Source organism: Halalkalibacter hemicellulosilyticusJCM 9152 (assembly GCF_000513115.1).
GTDB lineage: Bacteria > Bacillota > Bacilli > Bacillales > Bacillaceae_D > Halalkalibacter > Halalkalibacter hemicellulosilyticus.
On sequence record NZ_BAUU01000006.1, the window covers coordinates 45998 to 71524 of the forward strand.

20 protein-coding genes and 2 pseudogenes are annotated in these 25527 nt (G+C 39.2%); 15 read left to right on the forward strand and 7 right to left on the reverse strand.

What is annotated here, in order from left to right; translation table 11 throughout:
* Nucleotides 1-142: 142 nt before the first annotated feature.
* The gene (locus JCM9152_RS04750; protein ID WP_035341554.1) at nucleotides 143-1975 is read right to left on the reverse strand and encodes a DNA ligase D; all 1833 of its coding nucleotides are present in this window, start codon (nucleotides 1973-1975) and stop codon (nucleotides 143-145) included.
* Between the two features lie 148 nt (nucleotides 1976-2123).
* Between JCM9152_RS04750 and ku the strand changes: the two genes are divergently transcribed.
* Entirely contained in the window at nucleotides 2124-2969 is an 846-nt protein-coding gene (ku, locus tag JCM9152_RS04755) for a non-homologous end joining protein Ku (RefSeq protein WP_035341556.1), read from the forward strand.
* A 68-nt stretch (nucleotides 2970-3037) separates the two neighbouring features.
* Here the strand turns inward: ku and JCM9152_RS04760 are convergent.
* From JCM9152_RS04760 to JCM9152_RS04775, 4 genes and pseudogenes are all read right to left on the reverse strand, one after another.
* Nucleotides 3038-4983 (reverse strand): annotated as a pseudogene (locus tag JCM9152_RS04760) (ABC transporter permease).
* A pseudogene (locus tag JCM9152_RS04765) lies at nucleotides 4973-5733 on the reverse strand (ABC transporter ATP-binding protein). The pseudogenes JCM9152_RS04760 and JCM9152_RS04765 overlap by 11 nt, the downstream one beginning before the upstream one ends.
* 101 nt (nucleotides 5734-5834) lie before the next feature.
* Nucleotides 5835-6839: a sensor histidine kinase gene (locus JCM9152_RS04770; RefSeq protein WP_035341689.1), complete on the reverse strand. Its 1005-nt coding sequence runs from the start codon at nucleotides 6837-6839 to the stop codon at nucleotides 5835-5837.
* Nucleotides 6839-7525 (reverse strand): response regulator transcription factor, encoded by a 687-nt coding sequence (locus tag JCM9152_RS04775; protein ID WP_035341558.1) that lies wholly within the window; start codon nucleotides 7523-7525, stop codon nucleotides 6839-6841. The genes JCM9152_RS04770 and JCM9152_RS04775 overlap by 1 nt, the downstream gene beginning before the upstream one ends.
* Nucleotides 7526-7567: 42 nt before the next feature.
* Between JCM9152_RS04775 and JCM9152_RS04780 the strand changes: the two genes are divergently transcribed.
* The 7 genes from JCM9152_RS04780 (at nucleotide 7568) to JCM9152_RS04810 (ending at nucleotide 15772) form a co-directional block, all read left to right on the forward strand.
* Nucleotides 7568-8206 (forward strand): hypothetical protein, encoded by a 639-nt coding sequence (locus JCM9152_RS04780; protein ID WP_369384520.1) that lies wholly within the window; start codon nucleotides 7568-7570, stop codon nucleotides 8204-8206.
* 71 nt (nucleotides 8207-8277) lie between these two features.
* The gene (locus JCM9152_RS04785; RefSeq protein WP_035341560.1) at nucleotides 8278-9252 is read left to right on the forward strand and encodes a sugar-binding protein; all 975 of its coding nucleotides are present in this window, start codon (nucleotides 8278-8280) and stop codon (nucleotides 9250-9252) included.
* On the forward strand, nucleotides 9249-10715 hold the full coding sequence (locus tag JCM9152_RS04790; RefSeq protein WP_052015588.1) for a sensor histidine kinase: 1467 nt from the start codon (nucleotides 9249-9251) through the stop codon (nucleotides 10713-10715). The genes JCM9152_RS04785 and JCM9152_RS04790 overlap by 4 nt, the downstream gene beginning before the upstream one ends.
* Nucleotides 10712-12301, forward strand: a complete 1590-nt coding sequence (locus JCM9152_RS04795; RefSeq protein WP_035341562.1) for a response regulator transcription factor — start codon at nucleotides 10712-10714, stop codon at nucleotides 12299-12301. Before JCM9152_RS04790 ends, JCM9152_RS04795 begins: the two co-directional genes overlap by 4 nt.
* Nucleotides 12302-12528: 227 nt before the next feature.
* Nucleotides 12529-13872, forward strand: coding sequence for an ABC transporter substrate-binding protein (locus JCM9152_RS04800; protein ID WP_035341564.1), 1344 nt, complete (start codon nucleotides 12529-12531; stop codon nucleotides 13870-13872).
* Between the two features lie 191 nt (nucleotides 13873-14063).
* Entirely contained in the window at nucleotides 14064-14954 is an 891-nt protein-coding gene (locus tag JCM9152_RS04805; RefSeq protein ID WP_081727900.1) for a carbohydrate ABC transporter permease, read from the forward strand.
* A gap of 65 nt (nucleotides 14955-15019) precedes the next feature.
* A complete protein-coding gene (locus JCM9152_RS04810) occupies nucleotides 15020-15772 on the forward strand; it encodes a carbohydrate ABC transporter permease (RefSeq protein ID WP_081727901.1) in 753 nt (250 codons plus the stop codon).
* Nucleotides 15773-15899: 127 nt separating this feature from the next.
* On the opposite strand, the gene JCM9152_RS04815 is transcribed toward JCM9152_RS04810, so the two are convergent.
* Entirely contained in the window at nucleotides 15900-16106 is a 207-nt protein-coding gene (locus tag JCM9152_RS04815) for an NUDIX hydrolase (RefSeq protein WP_035341569.1), read from the reverse strand.
* Nucleotides 16107-16545: 439 nt separating this feature from the next.
* Between JCM9152_RS04815 and JCM9152_RS04820 the strand changes: the two genes are divergently transcribed.
* Genes JCM9152_RS04820 through JCM9152_RS23930 form a run of 3 tightly spaced genes read left to right on the forward strand, consistent with a single transcriptional unit; the run spans nucleotide 16546 to nucleotide 18421 of the window.
* Entirely contained in the window at nucleotides 16546-17010 is a 465-nt protein-coding gene (locus JCM9152_RS04820; RefSeq protein ID WP_035341571.1) for a MarR family winged helix-turn-helix transcriptional regulator, read from the forward strand.
* A complete protein-coding gene (locus tag JCM9152_RS23925) occupies nucleotides 17010-17546 on the forward strand; it encodes an MATE family efflux transporter (protein ID WP_369384521.1) in 537 nt (178 codons plus the stop codon). The genes JCM9152_RS04820 and JCM9152_RS23925 overlap by 1 nt, the downstream gene beginning before the upstream one ends.
* Nucleotides 17540-18421, forward strand: a complete 882-nt coding sequence (locus JCM9152_RS23930) for an MATE family efflux transporter (protein WP_369384522.1) — start codon at nucleotides 17540-17542, stop codon at nucleotides 18419-18421. The genes JCM9152_RS23925 and JCM9152_RS23930 overlap by 7 nt, the downstream gene beginning before the upstream one ends.
* Nucleotides 18422-18485: 64 nt before the next feature.
* Here the strand turns inward: JCM9152_RS23930 and JCM9152_RS04830 are convergent, their stop codons facing one another.
* On the reverse strand, nucleotides 18486-20549 hold the full coding sequence (locus JCM9152_RS04830; RefSeq protein ID WP_035341573.1) for a methyl-accepting chemotaxis protein: 2064 nt from the start codon (nucleotides 20547-20549) through the stop codon (nucleotides 18486-18488).
* Between the two features lie 205 nt (nucleotides 20550-20754).
* Between JCM9152_RS04830 and JCM9152_RS04835 the strand changes: the two genes are divergently transcribed.
* The 4 genes from JCM9152_RS04835 (at nucleotide 20755) to JCM9152_RS04850 (ending at nucleotide 25527) form a co-directional block, all read left to right on the forward strand.
* A complete protein-coding gene (locus tag JCM9152_RS04835) occupies nucleotides 20755-21456 on the forward strand; it encodes an inositol monophosphatase family protein (RefSeq protein WP_439644191.1) in 702 nt (233 codons plus the stop codon).
* A 1045-nt stretch (nucleotides 21457-22501) separates the two neighbouring features.
* Nucleotides 22502-23560, forward strand: a complete 1059-nt coding sequence (gene rlmN / locus JCM9152_RS04840) for a dual-specificity RNA methyltransferase RlmN (protein ID WP_035341575.1) — start codon at nucleotides 22502-22504, stop codon at nucleotides 23558-23560.
* 389 nt (nucleotides 23561-23949) lie between these two features.
* Entirely contained in the window at nucleotides 23950-24870 is a 921-nt protein-coding gene (locus JCM9152_RS04845) for a glycerophosphoryl diester phosphodiesterase membrane domain-containing protein (RefSeq protein WP_035341577.1), read from the forward strand.
* A 15-nt stretch (nucleotides 24871-24885) separates the two neighbouring features.
* Nucleotides 24886-25527, forward strand: coding sequence for a DUF4129 domain-containing protein (locus JCM9152_RS04850; RefSeq protein ID WP_035341579.1), 642 nt, complete (start codon nucleotides 24886-24888; stop codon nucleotides 25525-25527).

Below are 25527 nucleotides of genomic sequence, written 5' to 3' on the forward strand. Positions count from 1 at the left end.
CGGTATCCTTTAAATGAGTCGGTTCCTCAAAGCAAGACGCATAACGAGTGGAGTCATTACTCTTCTTTGAGTTTCTAAAAAGGACTTTTTCAGTGCCTTCACTAATTGAATGGTTAGTGGGCTTTTAGACATGGTGCTTTACTTAGTACATGCGCTCCTTTAACTCTGTGATGACATCACGAAATGGCTGCTTGTCCTTATGAGCAAAAAAGCTTTCAAACGGATTACCTTCTTTGACACGTTCAATGACTGTATGAAGGTCAAAGTTGTATGGAGTAAGATCTTCGTTAACCTCATGCCACCATAGTGGGGTGGCAACAAGTCCGTCTGCATTTCCCCTTGGTGAGAAAGGAGAAATAATCGTTTTACCTACGTCATGCTGAATGTAATCAACGTACAGCCGTTTGCCTCGTTTCTTTTTTAAGCGTTCGGTTGTATATAGAGAAGGGTTTTGTTCACATAGATAGGTCGCGATAAACTTAGTAAAGAGTCGCGTTTCTTCATAAGTGAATTGATTATTAGCAATAGGTAAATAAAGCTGAAGTCCTTTTCCTCCCGACGTTTTGACATAACTATAGAGACCAAATCGGTCAAAGACTTTTTTCATTTGCTGAGCAGCTGTAATAGCTAGATGGAACTGACGTACAGTAGGTGGGTCTAAATCGAAGACGATTTCAGTTGGCTTATTCGTTTCGATTGTTTGGAAGGGTATATGAAATTCGAGTGCTAGCTGATTACCAAGCCAAAGCAGTGTACGAACATCGTTACACACGATATAATCAATACCTTCCTCCTTCTTTGTTTCAATAAAACCAGGTGCATAGTCTGGGCATTGCTTTTGGTAAAAGGATTCACCTTCGACACCGTGAGGATAACGAATAAGTGTTAAACAACGGTTTTCTAAAAATGGAAGTAGGACTGGAGCTATTTTTTGTAGGTAAAGAATATACGCATCTTTATCAATGGAGAGCTTAGGGAAAATAGGTTTGTCTGCATGAGTCATGGAAATGGGCTCTGGTAACGGATGTAACTGACGTTGCATCTGTTTCCAAGTACATGTGAACGGATCGGATTCAAATTGGAATTGGTGAAACGTCGGTTCACGTAGATGCTTTCCATCAAAGTCGATACAGGCGATATCGACACAAATAGCAGGCTCTACATTCCATTGTTCAGTAGAAACTTTTTGACCTTGCTTATGAAAAAAAGATGCAAGGTTCGTTTCTTCTTCTTTCGATAAACCATGTTTAAAATGAACGACTTCAATCCATTGCTCCCCTTTTAAAACAGTGCCACGGAAGTAGCCATTTTGACGGTCATAATGTGAGAGTACGACTGTTACAATTCGCCAATGTTTGATTTTTAGCCATTGAGTGGTTCGTACCCCTTCTTCGTATTTGCTCATACGGTGCTTTGCGATTATTCCTTCACCGTTTTGAGCAGTCACCTGTGACCATAACGTATGATGATCGTTTGTGTAGGTCATGAGCTGAATCCGTTTGTTACTTTGCTTCAATGGTGTTAAAGGCCATGCAGCCTTTTGGAATAATGAGTATAATCTCTCTTTTCGCTTGAAAAGGGGTTGGTTTTCGTAGCTTTTCCCTTGTTCTACCAGTAAATCAAATGCTAGAAAATGGCAAGGATGAAGCGATTGTTGTTTGTCGACGGATGTTTGATTGCGTAGCCTTCCTCGGTTTTGCACAATTGTAAAGTCACTCACAAGCGAATGAGTTAAAAAGACGATTTCTCCGTCTAAAAGAAGAGGGAGATATGGAGAAATCAACTCTTCATGCTGGAGGCAAAAGTCAATCATTTCGGGAAATTGTTTATTTAATGAGCGTCCAGTTCTACTTAGTAAAGTAGGTCCATTTTGTTTCCAATGTAGCATACAGCGAAAGCCATCATATTTTGCTTCGTATATCCAATTATCCCCTGTAGGAATGGATGCACGTGTTGTTAGTCGCATTGGCTTCATGTCATGATCACCTCTTGAGTTGTTATATAAGAAAGAGTAAGGGTCCGTTTGTTGTGTTTGCTTGTCCTTCGCATAGTTAGTATGTTCATTGAAGGGATACATAATTTATCATGTTTGGAACATAGTAAGAAAAAAAGAAGGTGAGACAATGCATACAGTTTGGAAAGGGAGCATTAGCTTTGGACTCGTGAATATTCCAATTAAATTGCATACAGCAACTGAAAATAAAGATATTAAGTTAAGACAAATTCATAAGGAATGCCATACACCGATTAAATATGAGAAGATCTGTCCTGGGTGTGAAAAGGAATTAGGCCAAGATGACATTGTGAAGGCCTATGAATACGCGAAGAACAAATTTGTCATTTTAGATGATGAAGAGCTTGAAAAGCTGAAGAAGGAAAATGAAGATAAGTCTGTTGAAATTATTGATTTTGTGAAGCTTGAGGAGATTGATCCGATTTATTTCGAGAGGAGTTATTTTATGGCTCCTGATAGTGGTGGATCGAAAGCCTACGCCCTTTTGCGTACAGCATTAGAGGAATCAGGAAAAATAGGGGTAGCGAAAATCATTATTCGTTCGAAAGAACAGCTTGCGGTTGTTCGTGTATATGAACATATGCTCCTTATGGAGACGATTCATTTTCCTGATGAAGTCCGCAAAGCAGAAGAGGTTCCAAATATTCCTGAAGAACAGAAGGTGGCTAAAAAGGAGCTTGATACGGCATTACTTCTTGTCGAACAGCTTACAACCACCTTTGACCCAGAGAAGTATACGGATGATTACCGCACAGCCTTACTCGATTTAATTGAAGAGAAAAAATTTGGCGAGCATACTGTAAGTGCAACTGAAGCTGAGCCTGCAAAAGCATCCAATGTGACCGACCTCATGTCGGCGCTTGAAGCATCTCTCGACCGAACGAAAAAGAAAAAGACACGATCACGTAAATCACAAGCAAAAAAATCAGAAGGTCCTACTCGTAAAAATGCATAAAACATAGACATTAAAGGGCGCCAAAAAGTTAAACCCAACTTTTTTTGCGCCCTCGTTTGGTTTAGAGATTAAAGTGCGGCTCTAATCACTTTTTTGTAATGCAGTACGGACAGAATGCCGAATAAAGAATAGAGAATCGTATACAGAGCCATGACTAGCAACATAGGTGTCCAAAGCTCTGTACCGAAAAAGAACCAGCCTGATTGAACAGCAAAGTAACTATGACTAAGGCCGACAGTTAAAGGAATACCAAAGTTAAGAAGCTGTTTCAGTTGAATACCACGTAATAAATTCGTTTCTGTAAAGCCAAGCTTACGTAAAATCGTATAGGTTCCCTTCTCGCTTTCACATTCATCGACTTGTTTAAAATATAAAATACAGCCTGATGTCACGAGGAAGGTGAGGCCAAGAAAGCCGACCATAAACATGATAAGTCCCATATTTTGCTTTTGGGAAGAAGCTGTATCTGATTTTGATAGTGAAGAGGAGCTTTCAGTTAACTCAAGCTCGTAAAACAATTCGTTTGCCTGTTCTAAATCACGATTATTATTTATAAGAAACCCAACGAATTCGCTATACTCCAACTGAATGTCTTCATCATGATTCATTTCAAGTTCAGAGAAAAGTGCTTCATCGACGATGGCAATCGGTAGTCCTCCATTCGTAAAGGGAAGAGAAAGGTGATGACCATCATCAAGTCCTAAATAAGTCAAAGGTCGTTCTTCACCGTTAAGCTGCAGTGAAATGCTACCAGATTCCTTTAAGCTTAAGAAGTTTTGTAGAATACTACTATAGCCAGAGAAGATGAGCTCGTCAGATTCAAGATCATAACCGTGTAAGCTGTTATCACTAATGACGGAAAGCCTCGTTGTATGAGGGTCGAAATTTAACCCTTCTAAGTTCGCATCAAGGATGTCCTCAATATTAAAATCAGCTTGATACGATTTCCGATCTATTCGCTCATAACTGACGTCATTTTCTTCTAAAGCCTCTTGAAAGCTTAAAGCGACCTCTTGATCGGTAAAGGAAAAGTCAGCTGCAACATATTGCTCGGCTGTTCTCTCCGCTGAGTAATAAGAAATATAGCTAAGGGATAGTAAGCCGATAGCGAGTGCTGATACAGTTGTGATGATTGTTAACAATAATGCATTGGATTTCATTCGAAACATGATAGATGATAAGGAAAGGACATGGTGAATAGATAAATAGCCCTTCTTCCGTTTACGTATGCATTGAAAGATGAAGCTAACAGACCCTTTGTAAAACAAATAGGTTCCGATGATGACGGATGCTAAAATAAACAGCATTGTCACTAGTAATTCGATCATGTCAATTAAGCTACCATCAAATAAGATAGACGAAACGTAATAGCCAGCTATGATCAGTCCAATCCCTAAAACCCCAATGATGATTTCAATGATAGAATACTTTTTTATTTTATGCTCAGAAGTAGAACGTACTTGGAATAAAGCTAGAATGCTTTGTTTTTTAATAAAAAGGTTATTCATAACCATTAATAGTAGAAAAATACAGCTAAATACGATGATCGTCTGGATGAAAGCTTCGGGTGAAAAGGTTAAGCTAGCGATATCATCGACACCAGTTACTTGAAAAAGAATCATGGCTATTAATTTCGAAGATGCAAAGCCAAGAAATGACCCGACCAGCAGTGATCCGATATAAAGGACAGCATTTTCGATCGTAATAATTCGGAAAACCTCGCCCTTTTTCATTCCAATTAAGCGGTAAAGGCTATTTCAGAGCTACGCCGTTTCAAGAAAATCGTGTTAGCATAAACGAGAAAGACAAGAACAATCGCAACTAGCAGTACGGCCGCTGCTTGAATCGCAGCCCCCCCTCGAATAGAACCTTTAGCGGGATCCATAGCTGGGTCATATTGTAACGTCACAAAGGAGAAGTAAAGGGCCACACTGAAAATAAGAGCAAAAATATATAGAAAGTAATGGCCAAGATTTTTTTTAATATTTTGAGTGATCAGATGATTAATGCTCATGATGCACACCACCTAGAACACCTTGTGTTTTCATTATATCTTGGAAGAATTGCTGTCGCGTCTCCTCTCCCTTTGTTAATTGTGTATAGATTTGGCCGTCCTTAATGAAAATCACACGACTACTATAGCTTGCGGCGACCGGATCATGCGTGACCATCATAATCGTAGCATGGCGCTTTTCATTTAGCTGTCGCAGCTTGTTCAATAAATCGGAAGCTGATTTCGAATCTAATGCTCCTGTCGGTTCGTCAGCAAAAATGATACTTGGCTGATGAATAAAGCTCTGGCCGCTGAGGAGCGTTGCTTTTGACCACCGGAAATTTGGCTTGGGTATTTGTTTTTGCATTCATAAATGCCTAAAGCATCTGCAATTTCTTTAAAGTGTTGCTGTGCCGTCCGTTTGGGCATTTTTGTAATCGAAAGCGGCAGCATAATATTTTCTTGTACGGTTAACGTATCGAGTAAATTGTACTCTTGGAAAATAAAACCTAAATGCTGTTTGCGAAATTCAGCAAGCTTCTTTTCTTTCAATCCGACCATTTCTTGACCATTTATGATAATCGAACCATTACTAGCTGTATCAATAGAAGATAACACATTTAATAAGGTCGTTTTTCCAGAGCCGGATGCTCCCATAATGCTCACGAATTCGCCTTTTTCAACATGTATGTCAATTCCTTTAAGCACTTCTTGACGATTGAATTTATTTCCATAGCTTTTGCGGATGTTTGTTGCTTGTAAGATTGCCATATGATTCACTCCCTCTTTCTGATCTATCATCATCTTAATCCAATGGAGAGGATTTTTCCTTTCATTCAACGAACAAATGAGCAAGGCATGTGACAATGTTGTCACATGCCCATAAGATGAACGAGTTGATTCTTTTTTGGAAATAGAAGGTGGCAAGTCGTACCTGCTCCGAGCTTTGAGTGAATCGTCAATTGAATATGTAATGAATCGCTCACCTTCTTTGTTAAATAAAGTCCCATGCCTGTCGCTGCATGTTCATTATGAGTCGTTGTTGATGTGAAGCCTTTGTCAAAAATTCTCGGCAAATCTTTGGCGGCGATTCCATAACCAGCATCAGTAATTTCAAGCTGACAATGTCCGTTTTCCATATAGCTCTTAATTGAAATATCTGCGCGTTCACTATATTTAATCGCATTGGAAAGTAGTTGGCGAATAATAAAGGATAACCACTTACTATCACTAAGTAGAGTCGTGACTTCTAGGCTTAAATCGAAGCCAATCCCCTTTTGAAAACACCATGATTTAAGAGCTTTAATTTCTTGATGAATAAGCTCTTCTAGCTGGATCTTTTCGATATATAAGTCATTTTCAATTGAAATGAACCGTTTGTGATGCAGCTGTTGATCAAGTAGGAGGTGAATTCGTAGCCATTCATAGGAGAGCTGCTGCTTCAAAGTTTGCTCTCTCACTCGATCGATAATTAAATGCATAGCCGTTAACGGTGTCTTCATTTCGTGAATCCACGATAAGAGCTGATCCTTTTCGTCATCAAGCATCCTTTGGTGTTCATGAAGCTGCTTCTTATATGACCTCTCTTGTTCCTTAAGTGCGTCATATATGATCGATTCGAAAGGGCTGCTAGGATTCTTGAGCTGCGACAAATCTAACTCATCACTCAATGTTACGACCTGCTTAAAAAAAGCCGCTTCCTTCCTGTAGCGAATGATGAGAAAGAGCAAGAAAATCATTGTTGAGAGAAAAACGATGTATAGGCTTGATGAGAAAGAGAGTGCCGTATCAACATAGGCAATAAACAGATGAATGAGCTGTAAGCTTACAATAAGAATGACCCAGCTTCGTCGTTCTAATACATATTGAAGAAACATCATTGTATCTCATCCTTTGCTATGTAGCCTTGTCCAACTTTTGTTTCAATCGCGTCTCCTAATCCGATGGAATCAAGTCGTTTACGAAGTCTGTTTACGTTGACCGTTAACGTGTTATCACTAATAAAGCGTTCATCCTCCCATAGACTTGAAATTAATTGTTCGCGGGAAACGATTTTGTTCTTATGCTCTATTAGTTGTTTTAAAATAAATAACTCATTTTTCGATAGGTCTACGGTTCCATGCTCATTGGTGATTGTGCTTCTTTCCATATCGATCGTCGCATTGCACCAAGTCTTTAATACAGCTTGGTCTGATGTGTAATGGTAGACCCGTCGTAGAATCGCTTGGATTTTTGCGATTAGAACTTCGAAATGGAAGGGTTTCTGAATGAAGTCATCGGCTCCAAGCTGCATCGACATAACCATATCGGTCGGGTGGTCACGTGAGGAAAGGAAGATAATTGGTACATTGGAGTGCTCACGAATCATTCGGCACCAATGAAAGCCATCATATTTTGGAAGTTGGATATCAATGATGACAAGATCAGGTTTGACATTCGTGAATGTACTCATCACTTGGTCAAAATGATCGACACCATAGACATGATAAGACCATTGGTTTAAGCGTTCCCTTATTTCGGTAAACAATGATTGGTCATCTTCAATTAGTAATAGTTTGAACATACAGCATTCCTCATTCGTTCGTTAGGTTTGTCCCTTATTTTAATGAAAAAAAGTGCTATTGGCTATGAATTTGAGCATATTCAATGGTATGATTTTTTTAACGCATATGAAAAGGGTGTGCAAAAAATGGAGAAACACGTTCAACAGTTCGTTCAAGACTTGGAATTTGGAGATAAGCAACGGCGGTATGATGCATTTCTACAATTAATGGAAATAACGAAGGAGCAAGTAGATTGGGCTTATGACGTATGGGAGACCTTAATCCATTACCTTTCGCACAAGGATAACCATATGAGAGCGATTGCTGCGCAGCTATTATGCCAATTAGCCAAAAGTGATCGTGAAAAACGAATAGTTCAGGATTTTAAGCATGTATTAGAAGTCACAAAAGATAAACGTTTTGTGACAGCGAGGCATTCCTTACAATCATTATGGAAAATCGGCTTAGTTGGAGAGGAGCAACAATCTATCGTAATGGAAGGACTACGTGCTCGATATGAAGAATGTATTCATGAGAAAAACACAACGTTAATTCGTTATGATATTATTGTGAGCTTAAAGAAATGGTACGATGTAAAAAGTGATAATAAAATCAAAGATTTAGCGAACACGTTAATAGAATTAGAAGAGGACGAAAAGTATCAAAAGAAGTATCGGAAGGAATGGCGGGGGTTATTGTAAATGACTTGAAATATTGGAATGCACACAACATCACGAATCATTTGTAATTAAGAAAAGAGGGGTGCAATATAATGAAAAAAATCCTGTTTGCTTTTATAGTTGTCGCCTTTTTATTTACATGTAGTGCGTCTATTTACTATTTATTGAAAGCGCTTACTACGGAGCTTTCACAGCCTGTTAATGCTGAGGAATTAGCAGATTACCACTTTGTTGTGATTCCTGAGGAAGTGAATAATGAATATTGGCGTTTAGTGGAAAAGGGAGCACGTGATGCTGCTCAGCATTATGGTGTATCAATTGAATACACGGGGCCGTTTACAGCTAATGTTGGTGAGCATATTAAATCGATTGAAAAGGCTGTTGCTGGAAAAGCTGATGGGGTCATTACTCAGGCATTAATTGAGGAAGAGTTTACGCCACTTTTTGATCAGATGATTCAGAAGGGAACACCGATTGTTACAATTGATACAGATGCTCCAAAGAGTAAACGAATGGCTTATATTGGAACAAATAATTATTATGCGGGTGTTCTCGCAGGTAAGGAAACTGCCAATGAATTAAATGGAGTCGGTCGTATTGCTATTATTACTGGAAGCTTCCATTCAGCTAATCAACAATTAAGAGTTCAAGGATTTAAAGATGTTATTGAAGAGTATGAAGACATGGAGATTGTAGCCATTGAAGAATCAAATATTTCATTAATTCAGGCTGCTGAACGCACTTATCAAATTATGAATGAGCATACAAATATATCCGCCTTCTATGGCACAAGTGCACTCGATGCGATTGGAGTTGCAAGTGTCTTACAGTCTCTAGATAAAAATCGGAATATTTTTGTGATTGGATTTGATATTTTACCAGATACGTTGGATCTCATACGTGATGGTAGTATTGACGCGACAGTTGTTCAAGAGCCCTATGAAATGGGGTATCGTAGCATTGAAGTAATGCTCTCATTAGTTCAAGGTAAGCGAGTTAGTGAATTTTATTATACAGATACAGGAATTATTCGACAGGAAGATTTAAAAAAGGTCGATGAATCATGATAACAATTCGTACAAAGCTCCTTTTATATAATATGGCGATAGTCTTTCTTTTAATGTCTGTTACAGTCTTTCTTGCGTTTAACAGTAATCGAACGGTTACTACGTATTCCACTAGCTTTGAAAGGTTTCTCATTTTAAATGAAGTATCGCAATTAACGAACCAAAGCTATGAGCTATTAAACACGTATTTAACAGAACGCGATCCAGTGTATTTAAGTGAATTTGAAGAGTACCAAGCAGAACTAATCACCTATCAAGATCAGTTGGATGAGCGGATTGAAACAGATAAGAATGCGATCTTAATCTCTAATTATACAAATATGATTGAAAGTTTCTTAGAAGAATGTGAACTAACGATTCTTTCGTTTAAGGCGGGGCAAATTGATCGTTATTCTCACCACCTTAGTGAAGCATCAAAAGTGTCTCAATTTATTCAAGAAACGACTCTTTCTTTAATTAATTCAGAATTGACAGAGTATCAGCTTTTTTTTGATCAAATGAATGAACGGAATCAGGCGAATACGTGGATGGTTGTATTTGCCGTGCTTTCAATATTATTTTTAAGTTTAATTCTCGTTCTGCTGTTTTCCAGAAGTGTGACGAAGCCGATCTCCCAATTATCTGAAGCGGCACAAGAGATTGCAAAGGGGAATTTCAATATTGAAAATGTAACGATAAAAACAAAAGACGAGATTGAAATGCTGGCTCGTGTGTTTAATCAAATGAGACAAAGTATTCAAGGCTTGATCCATGATATGAAGGAAAAATCGGAGTTAGATCAGCTATTAAAGGAACTAGAGCTTCGAACATTACAAAGTCAAATCAATCCTCATTTCTTGTTTAATACGTTAAATACAATCTCACGTACAGCCTATTTAGAAGAAGCGGAGCAATCAGTAGAATTGATTGATTCGATTTCTGCGTTATTGCGATATAACTTAGGAAACCTAGATAAGCCTGTACGATTAAGTGATGAAGTTGATATTGTCAAGGAATATTGCTTTATCCAAAACACTCGTTTCGGCGATCGTGTTTCGATTGATTTAAATATTGATGAAGAGGCCCTATATATCGATCTACCGAGTCTGACCTTGCAGCCATTAATGGAAAATGCATTTATCCACGGAATTGAATCACTTGAAGAAGGGGCGAAATTGATCTTAACTGTTAAGAGTTTGCCTTCGCATGTGATCATAGAAGTGAGTGACAATGGAGTTGGAATGACAGCGGAAACGATTCGATCTATTTATGATAGAGCGAAGAATAACCAAGACTTAGGCCAAAGAGCGTCTGGAAGAAGAAATCAAGGACATTCTACGGGAATTGGCCTCGTTAACGTAATGAGGAGGGTGCAGCTCTTTTTTAAAGAAGACGGCATTATTGAAATTGAATCTGAAGAGAAGAATGGTACGACGATTCGATTATCATTACCGAAAAAGGAGAAGAGAGGTGTTGTTGCATGAAGGTTATGATTGTCGATGACGAGGCGATTGAACGTAAAGTGCTTGCGATGATTATTAAAAAAGAGATTCCGTCAGCCTTCGTCAATAACGAAGCGTATAACGGTCAGGTGGCGATTGAAATAGCGAATGAATTCAAACCTGATATTGTATTTATGGATATTAAAATGCCAGGTATGAATGGATTTGAAGCAATTAAAGTGATGCAGGATCAATTACGTCATACGAAATTTGTTATGCTGACAGCCTATGATACATTCGAATTCGCTCGAGAAGCATTACGTGATGGTGTAAAGGAGTATTTGTTGAAGCCTGCTAGCAAGAAAGAGGTGATTGCTACATGTAAACGATTAGAGGATGAATTGAGTGTTGAGAAGGAGGTGCAGATGAAACAATTACAATTACAAACACAATATGAGCATGTGATGAGACGCTCTCAAAAAGAATGGATTGCTTCTTCTATTATGGATCATGTATTGGACATTTCTTTCGCTGAATGGAGTCTACTAATTGGTAAGCCGATTGATAAAGGGATTATGATGGTTTGTTCTTTTGCTCATACAATGTCTCAAAAAGTTGGTAAAGTGGAGTATCGTTGGTTAAAAACGTATATTCAAACAAAGGTCGAACGCGACTTCTTTCTTGGGCCACTTATTCAAGGGCAAGTGCCTATTTTAAATATCTCCTTTTCAAAGCAGGAAAATGAGCAACAGACGAAAGTAGCAATTATTGAAATCATTCGTCAAATGATTGTTCAGTATGATCGCGAATTTATGACGAAAAACGGTTTGTTTGTAGGTGTGGGATCTCCCTTTTATGAGGAGGTGGGCTTTACAGAATCGTACAACGATGCACTTATTTCACTCAAACAGGTTCAAGAAAATGGTGCAAAGCCGTATCAATATGGGAAGGTAGAACAAAAACGACAGTATGATACGGCAGAGTTACTCGAAAAAGAAAAGAATTTGATCCATCAGGTGAAGGATGGACATCTTCACGAAGCCGTACTGCTTCTCCAATTATATATAGAGGATTTGCAGCAAGGTGAATTATCGATTAAGGCTGTCGCAAAAAGGGTGGAAGATTTGATGGTGATTTTACGCCATACGTTGCAGGAGCTAGGCATTCAAATCGATAAGCGTTATGAAGCTAAGCAGACAATAAATACAATGGACATATTCCATTACGGTAAGGAGTATCTTCATTATATCGATCAGGTGATGGTTATGTTGCGAGTCAATCATTCTCAAAAAATGCTTGTGAAAGTAAGGGAATACATTCAATCTCATTACCAGCATCCGATTACGCTTGAGGAGGTTGCTGAACAAGTAGGGTTAAGCACCTTTTACTTCAGTAAGCTGTTCCGAGAGATGTTTGGAGTTACCTTCATTCAATACGTCACGGATCTCCGTATGGATCGAGCTAAACAGCTATTAATTGAAACGGATCAAAGTATAAAAGAGGTCTGCTACCTTGTCGGCTATAAGGACCCGAATTACTTTAGTCGAGCATTCAAGAAGTATACGAAGGATTCACCTAAAGAGTTTAAGGAGAAGCAGCGAGTAGCTAGAGAAGTAAATAGGTTATGAATGATTTCCCATAAGGTGTGTGCCTTGTGGGTTTTTTGTTTTTTACAATTCAATCACAGTAGAGAATTCGTGAGGAGCATTGGCTCTGTACGACATGATATAAATCACAATCACAAAAAAAGACAGTTTTTCGTATAAAAGTGAAGGTTTTTTTTCCTTAAATGAGTTAGTTAGCGTGATACATTAGATTTGTTACCGCTTACAATAAAAAATTAGGGGGAAAACAAATGAAGATATTTCGTTTATTAGCATTGATGATGGCATTGTTGCTCACGGTGGCAGCGTGTGGAAGTGATGATGCAGGCTCAGATCGCGCAGAGGACGATGTAGATGATGGAGGTGCTATTGAGCAATCAGAAGATGATGATACTGAAAGTAACGGTGCTGTCAGTTCGAGTAGAGAAAAGCTAGAAATTTTTAGCTGGTGGACAGGTGCAGGTGAAGAGGATGGCTTAATTGCTTTAATTGAGTTATTTCAGGAGCAGCATCCTGATATCGCAGTTGAAAATGCAGCGGTTGCGGGTGGAGCAGGTACGAATGCAAAGGCAGTATTAGCAAGTAGGATGCAAGGAAATGACCCTCCTGCGACATTCCAAGTTCACGGGGGGGCTGAGCTGAATGAAAGCTGGGTAGCTGCCGATAAAATGGAGCCGCTAAATGATTTATTTGAAGAACAGGGCTGGATGGATAAATTTCCGCAAGAGTTAATTGATATGGTTAGTATGGGCGGAGATATTTACTCAGTACCTGTGAACATTCATCGTTCAAATGTGTTGTGGTATAACATTCATGTTTTTGAAGAGCATGGCTTAGAGCCTCCGACGACGTTTGATGAGTTTTTTGAAGTAGCAGATGCCTTGCTTGATGCAGGTGTCACTCCACTTGCGCTTGGAGACCGTGAGCCGTGGGCGGCAACACATTTATTTGAAACGGTGTTGTTAGGGGTACTTGGACCTGAGCAATATGAACAGCTTTGGACACAAGAACTTTCCTTTAATGATGATCAAGTTGTTGAAGCTGTAGAAATTTTCAAACGAATGCTAGGTTACATTAACTCTGATCACAGCTCACGCAACTGGCAGGATGCTTCGCAGCTTGTCGCAAATGGTGAAGCGGCTATGAATGTGATGGGTGATTGGGCAAAAGGGTACTTTGTAAATGATCTTAGTCTTGAAGTTAATGGCGATTTTGGTTACGTAGCAACACCTGGAACTGAGGGCATGTTCATGGTTGTTACGGATACATTTGGACTTCCAAAGGGTGTTGATAATACGGATGATGTTAAGAAATTCTTATCGGTGCTAGGCTCTGTTGAAGGTCAAGATGCGTTCAATGTGTTAAAAGGATCAATCCCAGCTCGTGTTGATGCGGATGTATCGAAATATGATGAGTATGGCGTTGATACGATTAATGATTTCCAAGAAGCAGAGCTTGCAGCTAGCTTAGCACATGGTTCAGCAGCCTCTGAAGGCTACTTAACAAGGGTGAATCAAGAAATGAACATTTTTGTGACTCAGCAAGAGGTTCAGAACTTTATTGATGCAATAGAGGCTGCAGCAGGCGATCTTTAAAATATGCTTTCGAGGTGTCTCAGGAGACGAGAAGAAGCCTAGAGTCTTTTGGGACACCTCTTTTTACAGCGATAGAAAAAGATTGGAATGAGGAGGGGAACTGTGTGAGTAATCTGTCTACAAACACAAATGCTACATCAAAAACGTCTACTCCAATCAAAGAAAAAAGCAAATTCCGAATAAGTGATAAAATGGTCGCTGTCGCCTTTGTGCTGCCATCGATTATTCTTATTTCGATTTTTGTGTATGGATTTATTGGTTGGACAGGTTACGTATCCGTCAGTAACTGGAATCAAATCGTTCCAGATTTCTCTTTTGCCGGATTCGCTAATTATGCTTATTTATTCAATGATTTTCGCTTTCAGGCGGACATGCGAAATACACTTTTCTTTACTGCTTTCTTTATTGGTGCGGTTATTGTGATGGGGCAAGGTTTGGCGATTTTGCTAGATCAGCAGTTAAAAGGGGAGTCGCTCTTTCGAAATATCTTCTTCTTCCCGATGGCTCTCTCGTTCGTTGTAACAGGAGTTGTATGGCAATGGCTTTTAAATCCGTCAACAGGTGTAAATCTATTTCTAGAACGCTTCGGAATGGAGTCGATGTGGTATACGAATACGACGATTTTCCCGGCGATTGCAATTGGGAAAATTGAGTTTGGCTTACCGTTAGCGATGATTGCCGTAGTGATTGCTGCTGTATGGCAAATGACAGGGTTTTCGTTAGCCATGTATATTGCTGGCTTGCGTGGAATTTCTGATGATGTGCGGGAGGCAGCGAGAATGGATGGTGCGACAGAGGGGCAAATTTATCGTAAAATTATTTTTCCGCTACTTCGTCCGATTACGGTTAGTGTCATTATTATTATGGCTCATATTTCCTTGAAGATTTTTGATCTTATTTACTCTATGACAGGTCCAGGAGCAAACTTCGTCACAGATGTGCCGGGCGTTTACATGTTTGAGACGACATTTAGAGGGAACTTTTATGCGAATGGAGCAGCTATTGCGATTGTTATGCTAGTTTCTGTCGCTATCTTTATCGTTCCATACTTAATCACATCGCGAAGGGGTGTTGGATCTTGAAGTGGAAATGGTTAGGGAAAACGATATTGTATACATCGTTAATTGCACTTAGCTTGTTTTATTTAATGCCTATTTACGTCATGTTAATTACGAGCCTGAAGCCGATGGATGAGGTTACGCTTGAGCAGATGTGGCAATTACCTTCAGTTCTTGATTTTAGTAGTTATTCTTATGCATTCGAAAGACTTGCACCTAATCTGTTAAATACATTATATCTCGTTATTCCGGCAACGATTTTATCTGGCTTACTTGGGTCACTAAATGGCTATGTGTTATCAAAGTGGAAATTTAAAGGTTCAGAAGTGATTTTTACACTTATTTTATTTGGGATGTTTATTCCGTATCAAAGCATTTTGATTCCGATGATTCAATTCCTACGTGAGATTAATTTGTATAATACAATACTAGGCTTAATCTTTGTTCATGTTGTATACGGGCTACCAATTACGACGTTAATGTTTCGAAATTTCTATGCCAATATTCCGTATGAAATGATTGAGTCCTCACAAATTGACGGAGCTGGTTTTTTGAAAATTTATCGACATGTTATCTTTCCGTTGTCGATTACCGGGTTTGTCGTAGTTGGAATTTGGCAATTTACAAATATATGGAATGAGTTTCTTTTTGCTGTTTCCATTACTCAATCGAGCCAGCAGCCGGTTATGGTTGCTTTGCAAAATTTATCAGGGAGCCAGATTGTACAATGGAATGTGCAAATGGCCGGAGCATTAATGGCCGCATTACCGACATTACTCGTTTATATTTTTCTGGGGAAATATTTTGTTCGTGGTTTATTAGCAGGATCTGTGAAAGGTTAATGGTAGTTGAAGCAAGAGTAGCCCAAGAAGGAATTTTTCTTTGTTGGGCTATTTGGTTATGGTGATTGAGGTCATATGATTCAATTAATACGTCATCCTCAAATTGACAACAATAAAGTCCAGTGATTTAGCATAAATGTACCGTATCAGAATGATCCAATACTTTATCCCAATGCCTGTGTCCCTCTCTGTGTCCCCCAGGAAATTCCCATCCTCGTTTTTTATTCTTGACCATTACTAATTTGTCGCCTTTAAATAGAACTACTAAAACAGAATCAAAATCATTCGTTTTTTCATCGTTTAAATAGACCTTTATTGAATCTACCAATAACATTTTTATAGCCTCCTAAATTAATTAAACTCAGTTCATTCATTTAATAGCAGAAACTTTATACCAAAAGATACTTGTAAAATATTACATAATAGGTATTTAATCATAAATAAATATTTACAATTTTAACAAATTATTTACAATTAATTAAGTTGAAACGGTGGAATTAATATTGAACTCTTGATAGGTTTAGTAATTAATTAAAGAAGTAAAGCTTTGCTAGTAAAATAGCATTTCACGTGTAACGTGAATGGCTTAAAATCACCGAAAATACGCTAGACACTATGGTATAAGAACTGGATTCAAATATGATTTCAAACGTATCGATTGAGCTGTTAGTTTATTAGTTAACTAATTAAAATAATTACAATGAATATTAATTGAACAATTTTTGAGAAGCTGATAAGATAATAAAGCATTAATTTAGTTAGGGAGGTAACGAATGGAGAAGCGTGATATTGAAAGGCATGTTGGATATCATATTGGAATCGCTGCTCATTTTATTCAAAATCGTTACAATGAGAAATTGGCTGAAGTTGATTTAACGGTCGCGCAAGCAAGAGCTCTTTATTTGCTTGTCGAGCACGGCCCTCAAATTCAAGTAGAACTACAAAATCGGCTATATATAAAAGGTTCGACGATGAATGGTTTAATTGAAACGATGGAGAAGAAGGGGTTTATTGAAAGGCGTACTAGTGCAAGCGATAAACGCTCGAAGGTGATTCACTTAACAGATAAAGGGTATGAGATTGATCAGATCTTTTGGAAGAAGCTTACGTTACTTGAAGCTGAGCTGCAAGAAGGCTTTATGGAAGAGGAGAAGGCGCTTCTTATTGTTTGGTTGAAACGGTTAAAAGAGAACCTATGTGTGAAAGAAAGTAAGGCAACGAGAGAGGATGAAGAGTAATGGATCAAAAAATGCAAAGTGAGCGGCTTGGTACAGAGAGTATTCCAACCTTGCTGCGAAACTTATCGATCCCAGCAATCATTGGGATGTTTGTTATGGCTTTTTACAATGTCGTTGATACGATATTTATTTCATATGGAGTCGGAATTGATGCCGTTGCTGGTGTAACAATTGCGTTCCCGCTGATGATGATTATCATGGCTGTTGCGGGTGCATTAGGAATTGGTGGAGCATCGGTCATTTCAAGGCGGCTTGGAGAACGGCGTGAAGGCGAAGCTAATCAAGTGTTTGGAACGGTCATTAGCGTCGTATTAATAGGGAGTGTCATTGGAGCAATCGGAGCGTTTACGTTTCTAGAGCCTTTATTGCTATTATTTGGAGCTACTCCTGATATTTTGCCTTATGCGATCGATTATATGTTCCCGATTTTGATTGGAACGATCTTCTTTTCCTTCTCGTTTGCAACAAATAATATCGTTCGTTCAGAGGGAAATGCCCAATTTGCCATGATGACGATGATTATACCGCTGTGTTAAATATTATTTTAGATCCGATTTTCATTTTCGGACTGAACATGGGTGTAGCTGGTGCGGCATGGGCAACGGTCATCTCACAAGCGGCGGTTACGGTCGTCTTATTACATTATTATTTGACAGGTAAGAGTTCTCTATCCTTAACATGGAGAGATCTCATTGTTCGTTGGAACATATTAAAGGAAGTAACAGTTGTTGGGATGCCGGCGTTTGTTCAGCAAGCATCAGGAAGTATTATGATGATTGTGATTAATACGATGCTTGTACAGCATGGTGGTGATTTGTACCTCGGTATATTCGGATTGATTCAACGAATTATTATGTTTACGGTCATGCCGCTTATTGGGGTGATGCAAGGGATGATGCCGATTGTTGGCTACAATTTTGGAGCGAAGAAATTTGCCCGGATGAGGGAGACGATTTGGCTTACATTAAAGGTTGTCACGATTGCGTCTGTTGTCATTAGTGCCCTACTTCTACTAGTCCCAACATGGTTCTTACGTATCTTTACAAATGATCCAGTTGTGCTAGAAGAAGGTGCGTATGCGATGCGTATTATGTTTATTGTCTTCTCGGTTGTTGGAATCCAAGTCGTGAGCGGTGGTTTGTATCAAGCACTTGGAAAGGCAAAGCCTGCGATGATTTTGTCATTATCGCGACAAATCATTTTCCTTATACCGCTTGTCATTATCCTACCGCAGTTTTTCGGTTTGACGGGTGTATGGTTGGCGTTTCCTGTTTCCGATTTCCTCTCAACGATTCTTGCAGTTTACTTGCTTTACCGTGACCGTGACACGATTTTAGTAAAAGGGAAAGATGAAGATCTTGATCAAGGTGAGGAAGAGCCACAAATAGCTGTGACTTCTAGTGGTGTTTAAAATAAGGTGTGCTCACAGGGTTTGATCCCTATGAGCACACTTATTTTGTCGTTAAGAGGAATCCTTAGTATTTAAAATGCTCAACTGTTTTGTTTAATTCCTCCGCCATATAAGCAAGTTCATTAGCGGCTGAGGCGATTTCTTCCATAGTGGCATTTTGTTCTTCAGAAGCAGAAGCGACATTTTCACTATACGAAGCTGATTCTCGAGACAATTCTGTCACGGCTTCGTTAGCCTCGACTACTTTCTGAATCGTTTCGTTCATTGATTGAACGGAAGACATAATGTCTTTTACTTGTTTGGATACGCCCGTTACAGCCTCTGTAATATCTTTGAAGGCATGACCAGCACTCGATACATACTCGGTCCCTTCATGAACCATTTTTCTTGTTTCGATCATCGCTTCAACTGCAGCTACAGTTTCTAGTTGGGTTTCATTAATTAAGGTAGCAATTTGCTGTGAAGAAGTTGCTGTATTTTCAGCAAGCTTGCGAACTTCACTTGCAACAACTGCAAAGCCTTTACCGTGTTCGCCTGCTCTAGCTGCCTCGATAGATGCGTTTAATGATAGTAAGTTTGTCTGCTCGGCGATTTCCGTAATAACTGTTACAATCTGACCAATTTCTTTCGTTTTATCATCAAGCATTTTGACTACCTTTTCACTTGAAATCGTTCGTTCATTGATGATTTCTATTTGCTGTACTGCTTTTTGAACGAGCTTATCTCCGTCAGCTGACAAGCTTGCTGTCCTTGATGTTGATTGATCAATCTTTTCCATGTGGGTAGCTACTTGTTGAGCTTCTTTCGCCGTATTGTTGGATAACGCTGTTGTTTGTTCAGACGTTTTCATTTGCTGCTCAGCTCCAGTCGCTACGTTTTGGATCGATTCTGTAATTTCTTCTGTTGCTTTACTAATTTGCTCGGTACTTGCCGTTAGTTCTTCTGATGTAGAAGCAACGTTTTGTGATTTATCTACTACTTGAGAGACGAGCTGTTGTAGGCTTTCAGTCATTTTATTAAAAAATTGAGCTAGCTGGTGTATTTCGTTTTTCGATTTAAGCTGATGAGCTTGAATGTCGATCGTTTCCCGGAGGTCGCCATTTGCCACTCTTTGCACGCCATTTACCATTTGGATGATCGGTTTCGATAAGGAACGGGCAATGGCAAATGCAATGAATGCAATGAGCAAAATGGACACGACGATGACGATGGAAAATAGTGTGATCATTTGCGTTTGTAATTGGTTTTCTGCTTGAAGGGCTGATTGCTCTTCAACTTCAAGGACGAGTCCCCAATCTAGTAATGGGATATATTGATAGGATCCTAATACGGCGTTTCCTGCTGGGTCATCGTATGAGGATGATCCACTTTCATTATTAGCAATAGCTTGAGCTGCAACCGTGTTAACAGATGCTTCTGAATCTTCTACTGAGCGAGCGGGAGTAACGAGCATTTGCTCAGAATCAATGAGGTATGCATCTGCATACTCGCCAATATCAAGAGACTGAATGCGTTCGAAAATGGTATCTAATAATACGGCACCACGCATAACCCCTATAATTCCATTTGTCTCATCATATATAGGGGTAGCAAGAGTAATGACATGATTTCCGGTGGATCTAGACAAAAGTGGTTGAGAAATTGTATCCTCCCCGGAGATCGCTGATTGAAACCAGTCGCGATCAGCAACATCGAAGTCGTTTACATCTGCTTGAGAAAGAATACTAGAGGATTCATTTTCAAATGTAATACCACTTAATCCTATTCCTTCTGGAGATACGGCGTAAATGGTATCGTAAAAGCCATTGCTCTCGGCGAGCCGATCAAGGAGATGATCTAATTCGCCTACGTTCATCTGTCCTGCTGCGTCTAAGCTAGCTAAATAACGCATCTCATCCATGCGGACATTGATCCATTCGGTTATAAATTCAGCGTTATACTCCCCGATCTCATTTAATTCCGCTAGTTCTTGTTCAATGACAAATTGTTGCGTTTGATTCATTTGATAAAGGGAAAGAGAGCCGATAATGAGTAATGGGATAGCTGTAATAATGATGAAGTAAGATAAAAGCTGGGTTCGTAATCTAGTCGTTGAAATAGTAGGCATTCGATTTATAAATGATTTCATACGTGTGACCTCCTTTTGTCGTGTATGTCAAATTATTATATTCGACAAATTTCAATTATTTTCTACTCTTTTTATATCGGGTAGAGTCCATCATTTTATTAGTTATTTGACAAATTTCGAGTTGGTGCTAGCGTATTATTATGATAATGATAGTTGTGAATTCGGGGTATCGTTCTTTAGATAAAATTCTTTGGAGGTTAATACTATGAACAAACAGTGGAATGAAAGATTTGAAAAGATTCAAGAATGGGTACAAATAGCAGGCGAAGAGCAAGTGAAAAGAATGGACGATGAACTAAAAATTGAGCAAAAGTCAGCCAATATTGATTTAGTAACAGAGATGGATGTTTGGACAGATGAGTTTTTCCAAGAAAACATTCGTACATTTTTCCCTAGTGATGCCATTCTTTCTGAAGAGGCGGGCGCTTCTGCAGGGGAATCAGGGTATGAATGGGTGATTGATCCGATTGATGGCACAACCAATTACGCTCATCGTTTTCCGATGTTTGCAATATCAGTAGCTGTGAAATATGAAGGTGAAACAGTTGTTGGGGTTGTGCATGCGCCTAAGCTAGGTGAAAGCTACACGGCGTTAAAGGGGAAAGGGGCTTATTTAAATGGGAAGAAGATCATTGTATCCGAACGTACACAGTTGACAGATTCGGTGATTGCAACAGGCTTTCCATATGATCGTGCGACTGATCCTCTTAATAATGTCGAACAGTTCAATGCAGTTATTTTACAAATCGGTGGAATTCGGCGAACTGGTAGTGCTGCTTTGGACTTGTGTCAAGTAGCGGCAGGGCGCTTTGAAGGGTATTGGGAATATAAGATTAATCCTTGGGATTTTGAAGCGGGGGTGCTTATTGTTAAGGAGGCTGGTGGCGTAATTGTAAAGAAGCATTAAATAAGGGATATTTCGTTCTCGCTGGTAATAATTCTGTTTTGAACCAAATTCGGAAGCTTATTAATGAATGAGTAGATGCTAAGCGGGTTTTTATGCCAAATAGAACGTCATTCCGTTAATACTCAACAAGAAGGGCAAAGCAAAGCACTAACGATCAAATAGTGGAACGAGGATCAGGAAGGGCAGTTATACAAAGCTTTATAAAGGAAATAGCGGAATGAGGTTCCACCAAGTAGAGTATAAATGAATTCAGCGAAGGGCGTCGCTCCGTACGTTACACGTTGATCTGAAAGAAGAGCCTTTTCAGATCAACTCAAACCTTTTTAACGACTCTGCACGACGCAAAGGTCACGTGCTCTATGGGGTTCCTCATTCCTCTATTTCCCCCCACATTCTATGTTTCATGTCGTTACGGTTTCTCATTCCGCTATTTAAGCTGAACGAGTCCAAAAAGAGCCAAAAAAGCCAAAATAACGGAATGAGGACGACATTTTCTTCTCAGGAAGCGTTTTTTCTCTGATTTAGAGGAATGAGGATTACCTTTGTTGGTTGACGCTGTGCAAGTAGGTTTGCAAAAGCTGTCGTCCGTGCTTGATTCACAACTACACCCTATTAACGGCTCTACATAACGCTTTTAAGAAAAGAATTTATAAAATCTATAGAAGAGCGTGTTCAAAAAGCACCTCAAGAAGCAAGGCAATGGCTTCGTTCACTACGCGCCTTTTGGAGAGAAAACCGCTTCCCAAATGAATTTTAAAAGATGTAGCGACTACGCTCATTGCTCCGAGGGCCCCCTTTTTTTTGAACAACCTCTAGAAGTTTCATCAAGGAGGAAGTAGGCGGATTCGCGGGAGGCGTCGGCTTCACGTTACACGTTTTTCTGAAAGGACCCCACTTTCAGAAAAACTGAAATCGCTGTAACAACTCCGCGCGCCGCTGTCGCGTTTTTCTTAACTAATGTTGGAATTTGGCTCTTCTTGCTACTTTCGCTGACTTTCAGTAGAATGGGGAGTATATTCTTACGAAGTGAAATGAGGGTAACAGAATGAGTAAACCATCTATATATGGGTTAACGTTCGAGCAATTGACGGATTGGTTGATTGAACACGGACATAAAAAATTTCGTGCACAGCAAGTATGGGATTGGCTATATCAAAAGCGTGTGAAAGATTTCTCGGAAATGACAAATGTGAAAAAGGACTGCTTGCAGCTACTTGAAGAGCATTACGACATCCAAACACTTGAAGAGCATGTGAAGCAGGAGTCTAAAGATGGCACAGTTAAGTTTCTATTTCGTCTTCAGGATGGCAATTTAATTGAGACCGTACTAATGAAGCATAAATATGGGTATTCGGTTTGTGTGACGACACAGGTTGGCTGTAATATTGGTTGTAGCTTCTGTGCCAGTGGACTTTTGAAGAAGAATCGAGACTTATCAAGTGGGGAGATCGTTGAGCAAATTATGAATGTTCAGCACTATCTTGATGGGCTCGGCCAGGAACAGAGAGTGAGTCACATTGTAGTCATGGGAATTGGAGAACCATTTGATAACTTTGAAAATTTAATTGATTTCTTAGATGTAGTGAAGGATCAAAAAGGATTAGCCATTGGTGCAAGGCATATTACCGTATCTACGAGTGGTCTTGCTGATAAGGTTCGAAAGTTTGCTGATGTTCACTCGCAAGTGAATTTAGCCATTTCTTTACATGCACCTAATAATGAGCTTCGGTCACAAATTATGAAGCTTAACCGCGCGATTCCAATTGAAAAGCTCATGGATGCGATTGATTATTATTTAGAGAAGACAAATCGGAGGATTACGTTTGAGTACATTTTATTAAAGGATGTTAACGATAAGAAAGAGCATGCGCTTGAACTTGCAGAATTAATTGCCGATAAGCGTAAACTATCTTATGTTAACTTAATACCGTATAATCCAGTTGATGAACATGGGCAGTATCAGCGTAGTACAAATGAAGCGATTCGAACCTTTTTTGATACATTAAAGAAAAAGGGTATTAATTGCGGTGTAAGGCTTGAACATGGAACGGATATCGATGCAGCCTGTGGACAGTTAAGAAGTAAACAAATTAAAGCGAAATAAGTGCTTAAGCAGTGGATAAAAAGCGAACAGTCTTTTTATCCACTGCTTTTTGGAAAAATAATCAAACATATACATGGACAATCTGACCTGATCGTGTTTCGGACACACACGTCACTTTGAGTCCACTGAAAAAGGCTAAGGCCACTTTTTCCAGTGCCTTTGATTGACGAGTAATGGCTTCACTCGTTGCTCTTTTGATATGAGAACTCCAATCGTATCAAGCTTTTAAAAAAGGGCAACAGTTTCGCACATTGCGTAAGGGAATGACATAACGACTGTGCTTTTCTTAGAAATGATTTTCATATTTACTAACATGTGTTTAGGAAAAAATGTTAAAATAGAGCTTATGTGGATATCGTACTATTCTATTGTTTGGAGGATGATTAATAGTGAGAGTGACATTTTCAAAGCCTAAAGGATTCGGGCAGATTTTGGATCATATATTTACAATAACAAAGACGAATTTTTCTGAGTTGTTTAAGGTTGTGCTTATATTATTAGGGCCGTTATTTGCCTTACAAGCAGTGATTCAGCTTATATTTGGGGTTAATTTCTTTCAGGAGGTAGGAAGTAGTGGCTCCTGGATTGATCGTTTCATAGCTGGTTTTGAGGAGGACTTTCTGGCGCCTCCAACTTTGCTTGATAATTGGTTAAACATTATATCGATGGCGAGTTTTGTTCTATTGATTGTCGCTCAAGCGGCAATTATGCTTATCGTAAGTCGGATTCGTCTGCAGCAGGATTATACGGTTAAAGAAGTGATTAAGCAAGCATTTTCAAAGTTTTGGCCAGCTCTTGGTGGGACGTTACTTTATATTGTGATTTTAATAGGAATGATTGTATTTCCGGTTATTATTATGAGCTTTTTCTCAGCTCTTATCATTGAAGTAATCGGTGGGGTTGGAGTAATTATATCAGCTATATTCATGATCGCTCTCTTTGTGACCTTTCTTTACTTTACGATTCGATGGAGCTTTTATTTTGGGGCGATTATTATTGATAAAAGTAAACCAGGTTTAAGAAAAAGCTGGCGGCTAACGAAGAAAAGAGTGTGGGCGTTAATAGGATTATACCTTGTTCTTTTTCTTATTATAGGGATTGTGACCGGTGCGATTGAGGTTACGGCTATGTTATTTCTTGGAAATAGCGTTCTTTACTCGTTAATTATCAATTCGGTGTCTCTCGTTACGACACTAATCTTCTCGGTTGGATATGCTGTTATTTACTTTGATTTAAAGGTTCGTAATGAGGCAGATGATTTAAAAGGATTAATTGATGAATATGAGACAGATGAACCTAGTTCGGAATAAAGGTTAGGTGAGGTTATGGAACGGGCAAGGGAGCGTATTGCCGAAATATTAGATGGACGAGAGTATACGGTATATTATGAAGAGACAAGAACGTTGCTAGAACGTGTTATTAGTATCGTTTGGGAATGGCTAATAGAGTTTATTATTGAATTGCTTCCTGCAATGAGAGCCTCACATGAAGCGGCTAATTTAGTCGTTATTGGACTTGTTATTGTCGGGACGATCGCGCTAATTGTAGCATTAATATTCGTAGCAAGGTATTTACAGAGAAAGCGTCGTTTTCAAGATTTGCCTCCGATTCGGTCTGAAAATGAAATGAAATGGTCTTCTCAGATGCATTTTCAACAGTTGAAGGTGCAAGAGGAAAGAGGGAACGATACGCAAGCGTTACGGCATTTGTTTTTAGGGTTTTTGCTGTATTTTCATGAACAATCATGGCTCGAAGCACGGATTTGGAAGACAAACTGGGAATATGTATATGAATTAGAGAAGGTGGATAAGGAGACATCCGCACTCTTCCGAGATGTCGCGTTATTGTTTGATCGTGTTACATATGGGAATGTTCGTGTGAAGAATGAGGAGTACCTCCATTACAAAGAGGTTGTGATGGCTTGGATACAATCGAATCAAGATGAACGTAATGGAAAGGAGGAATGA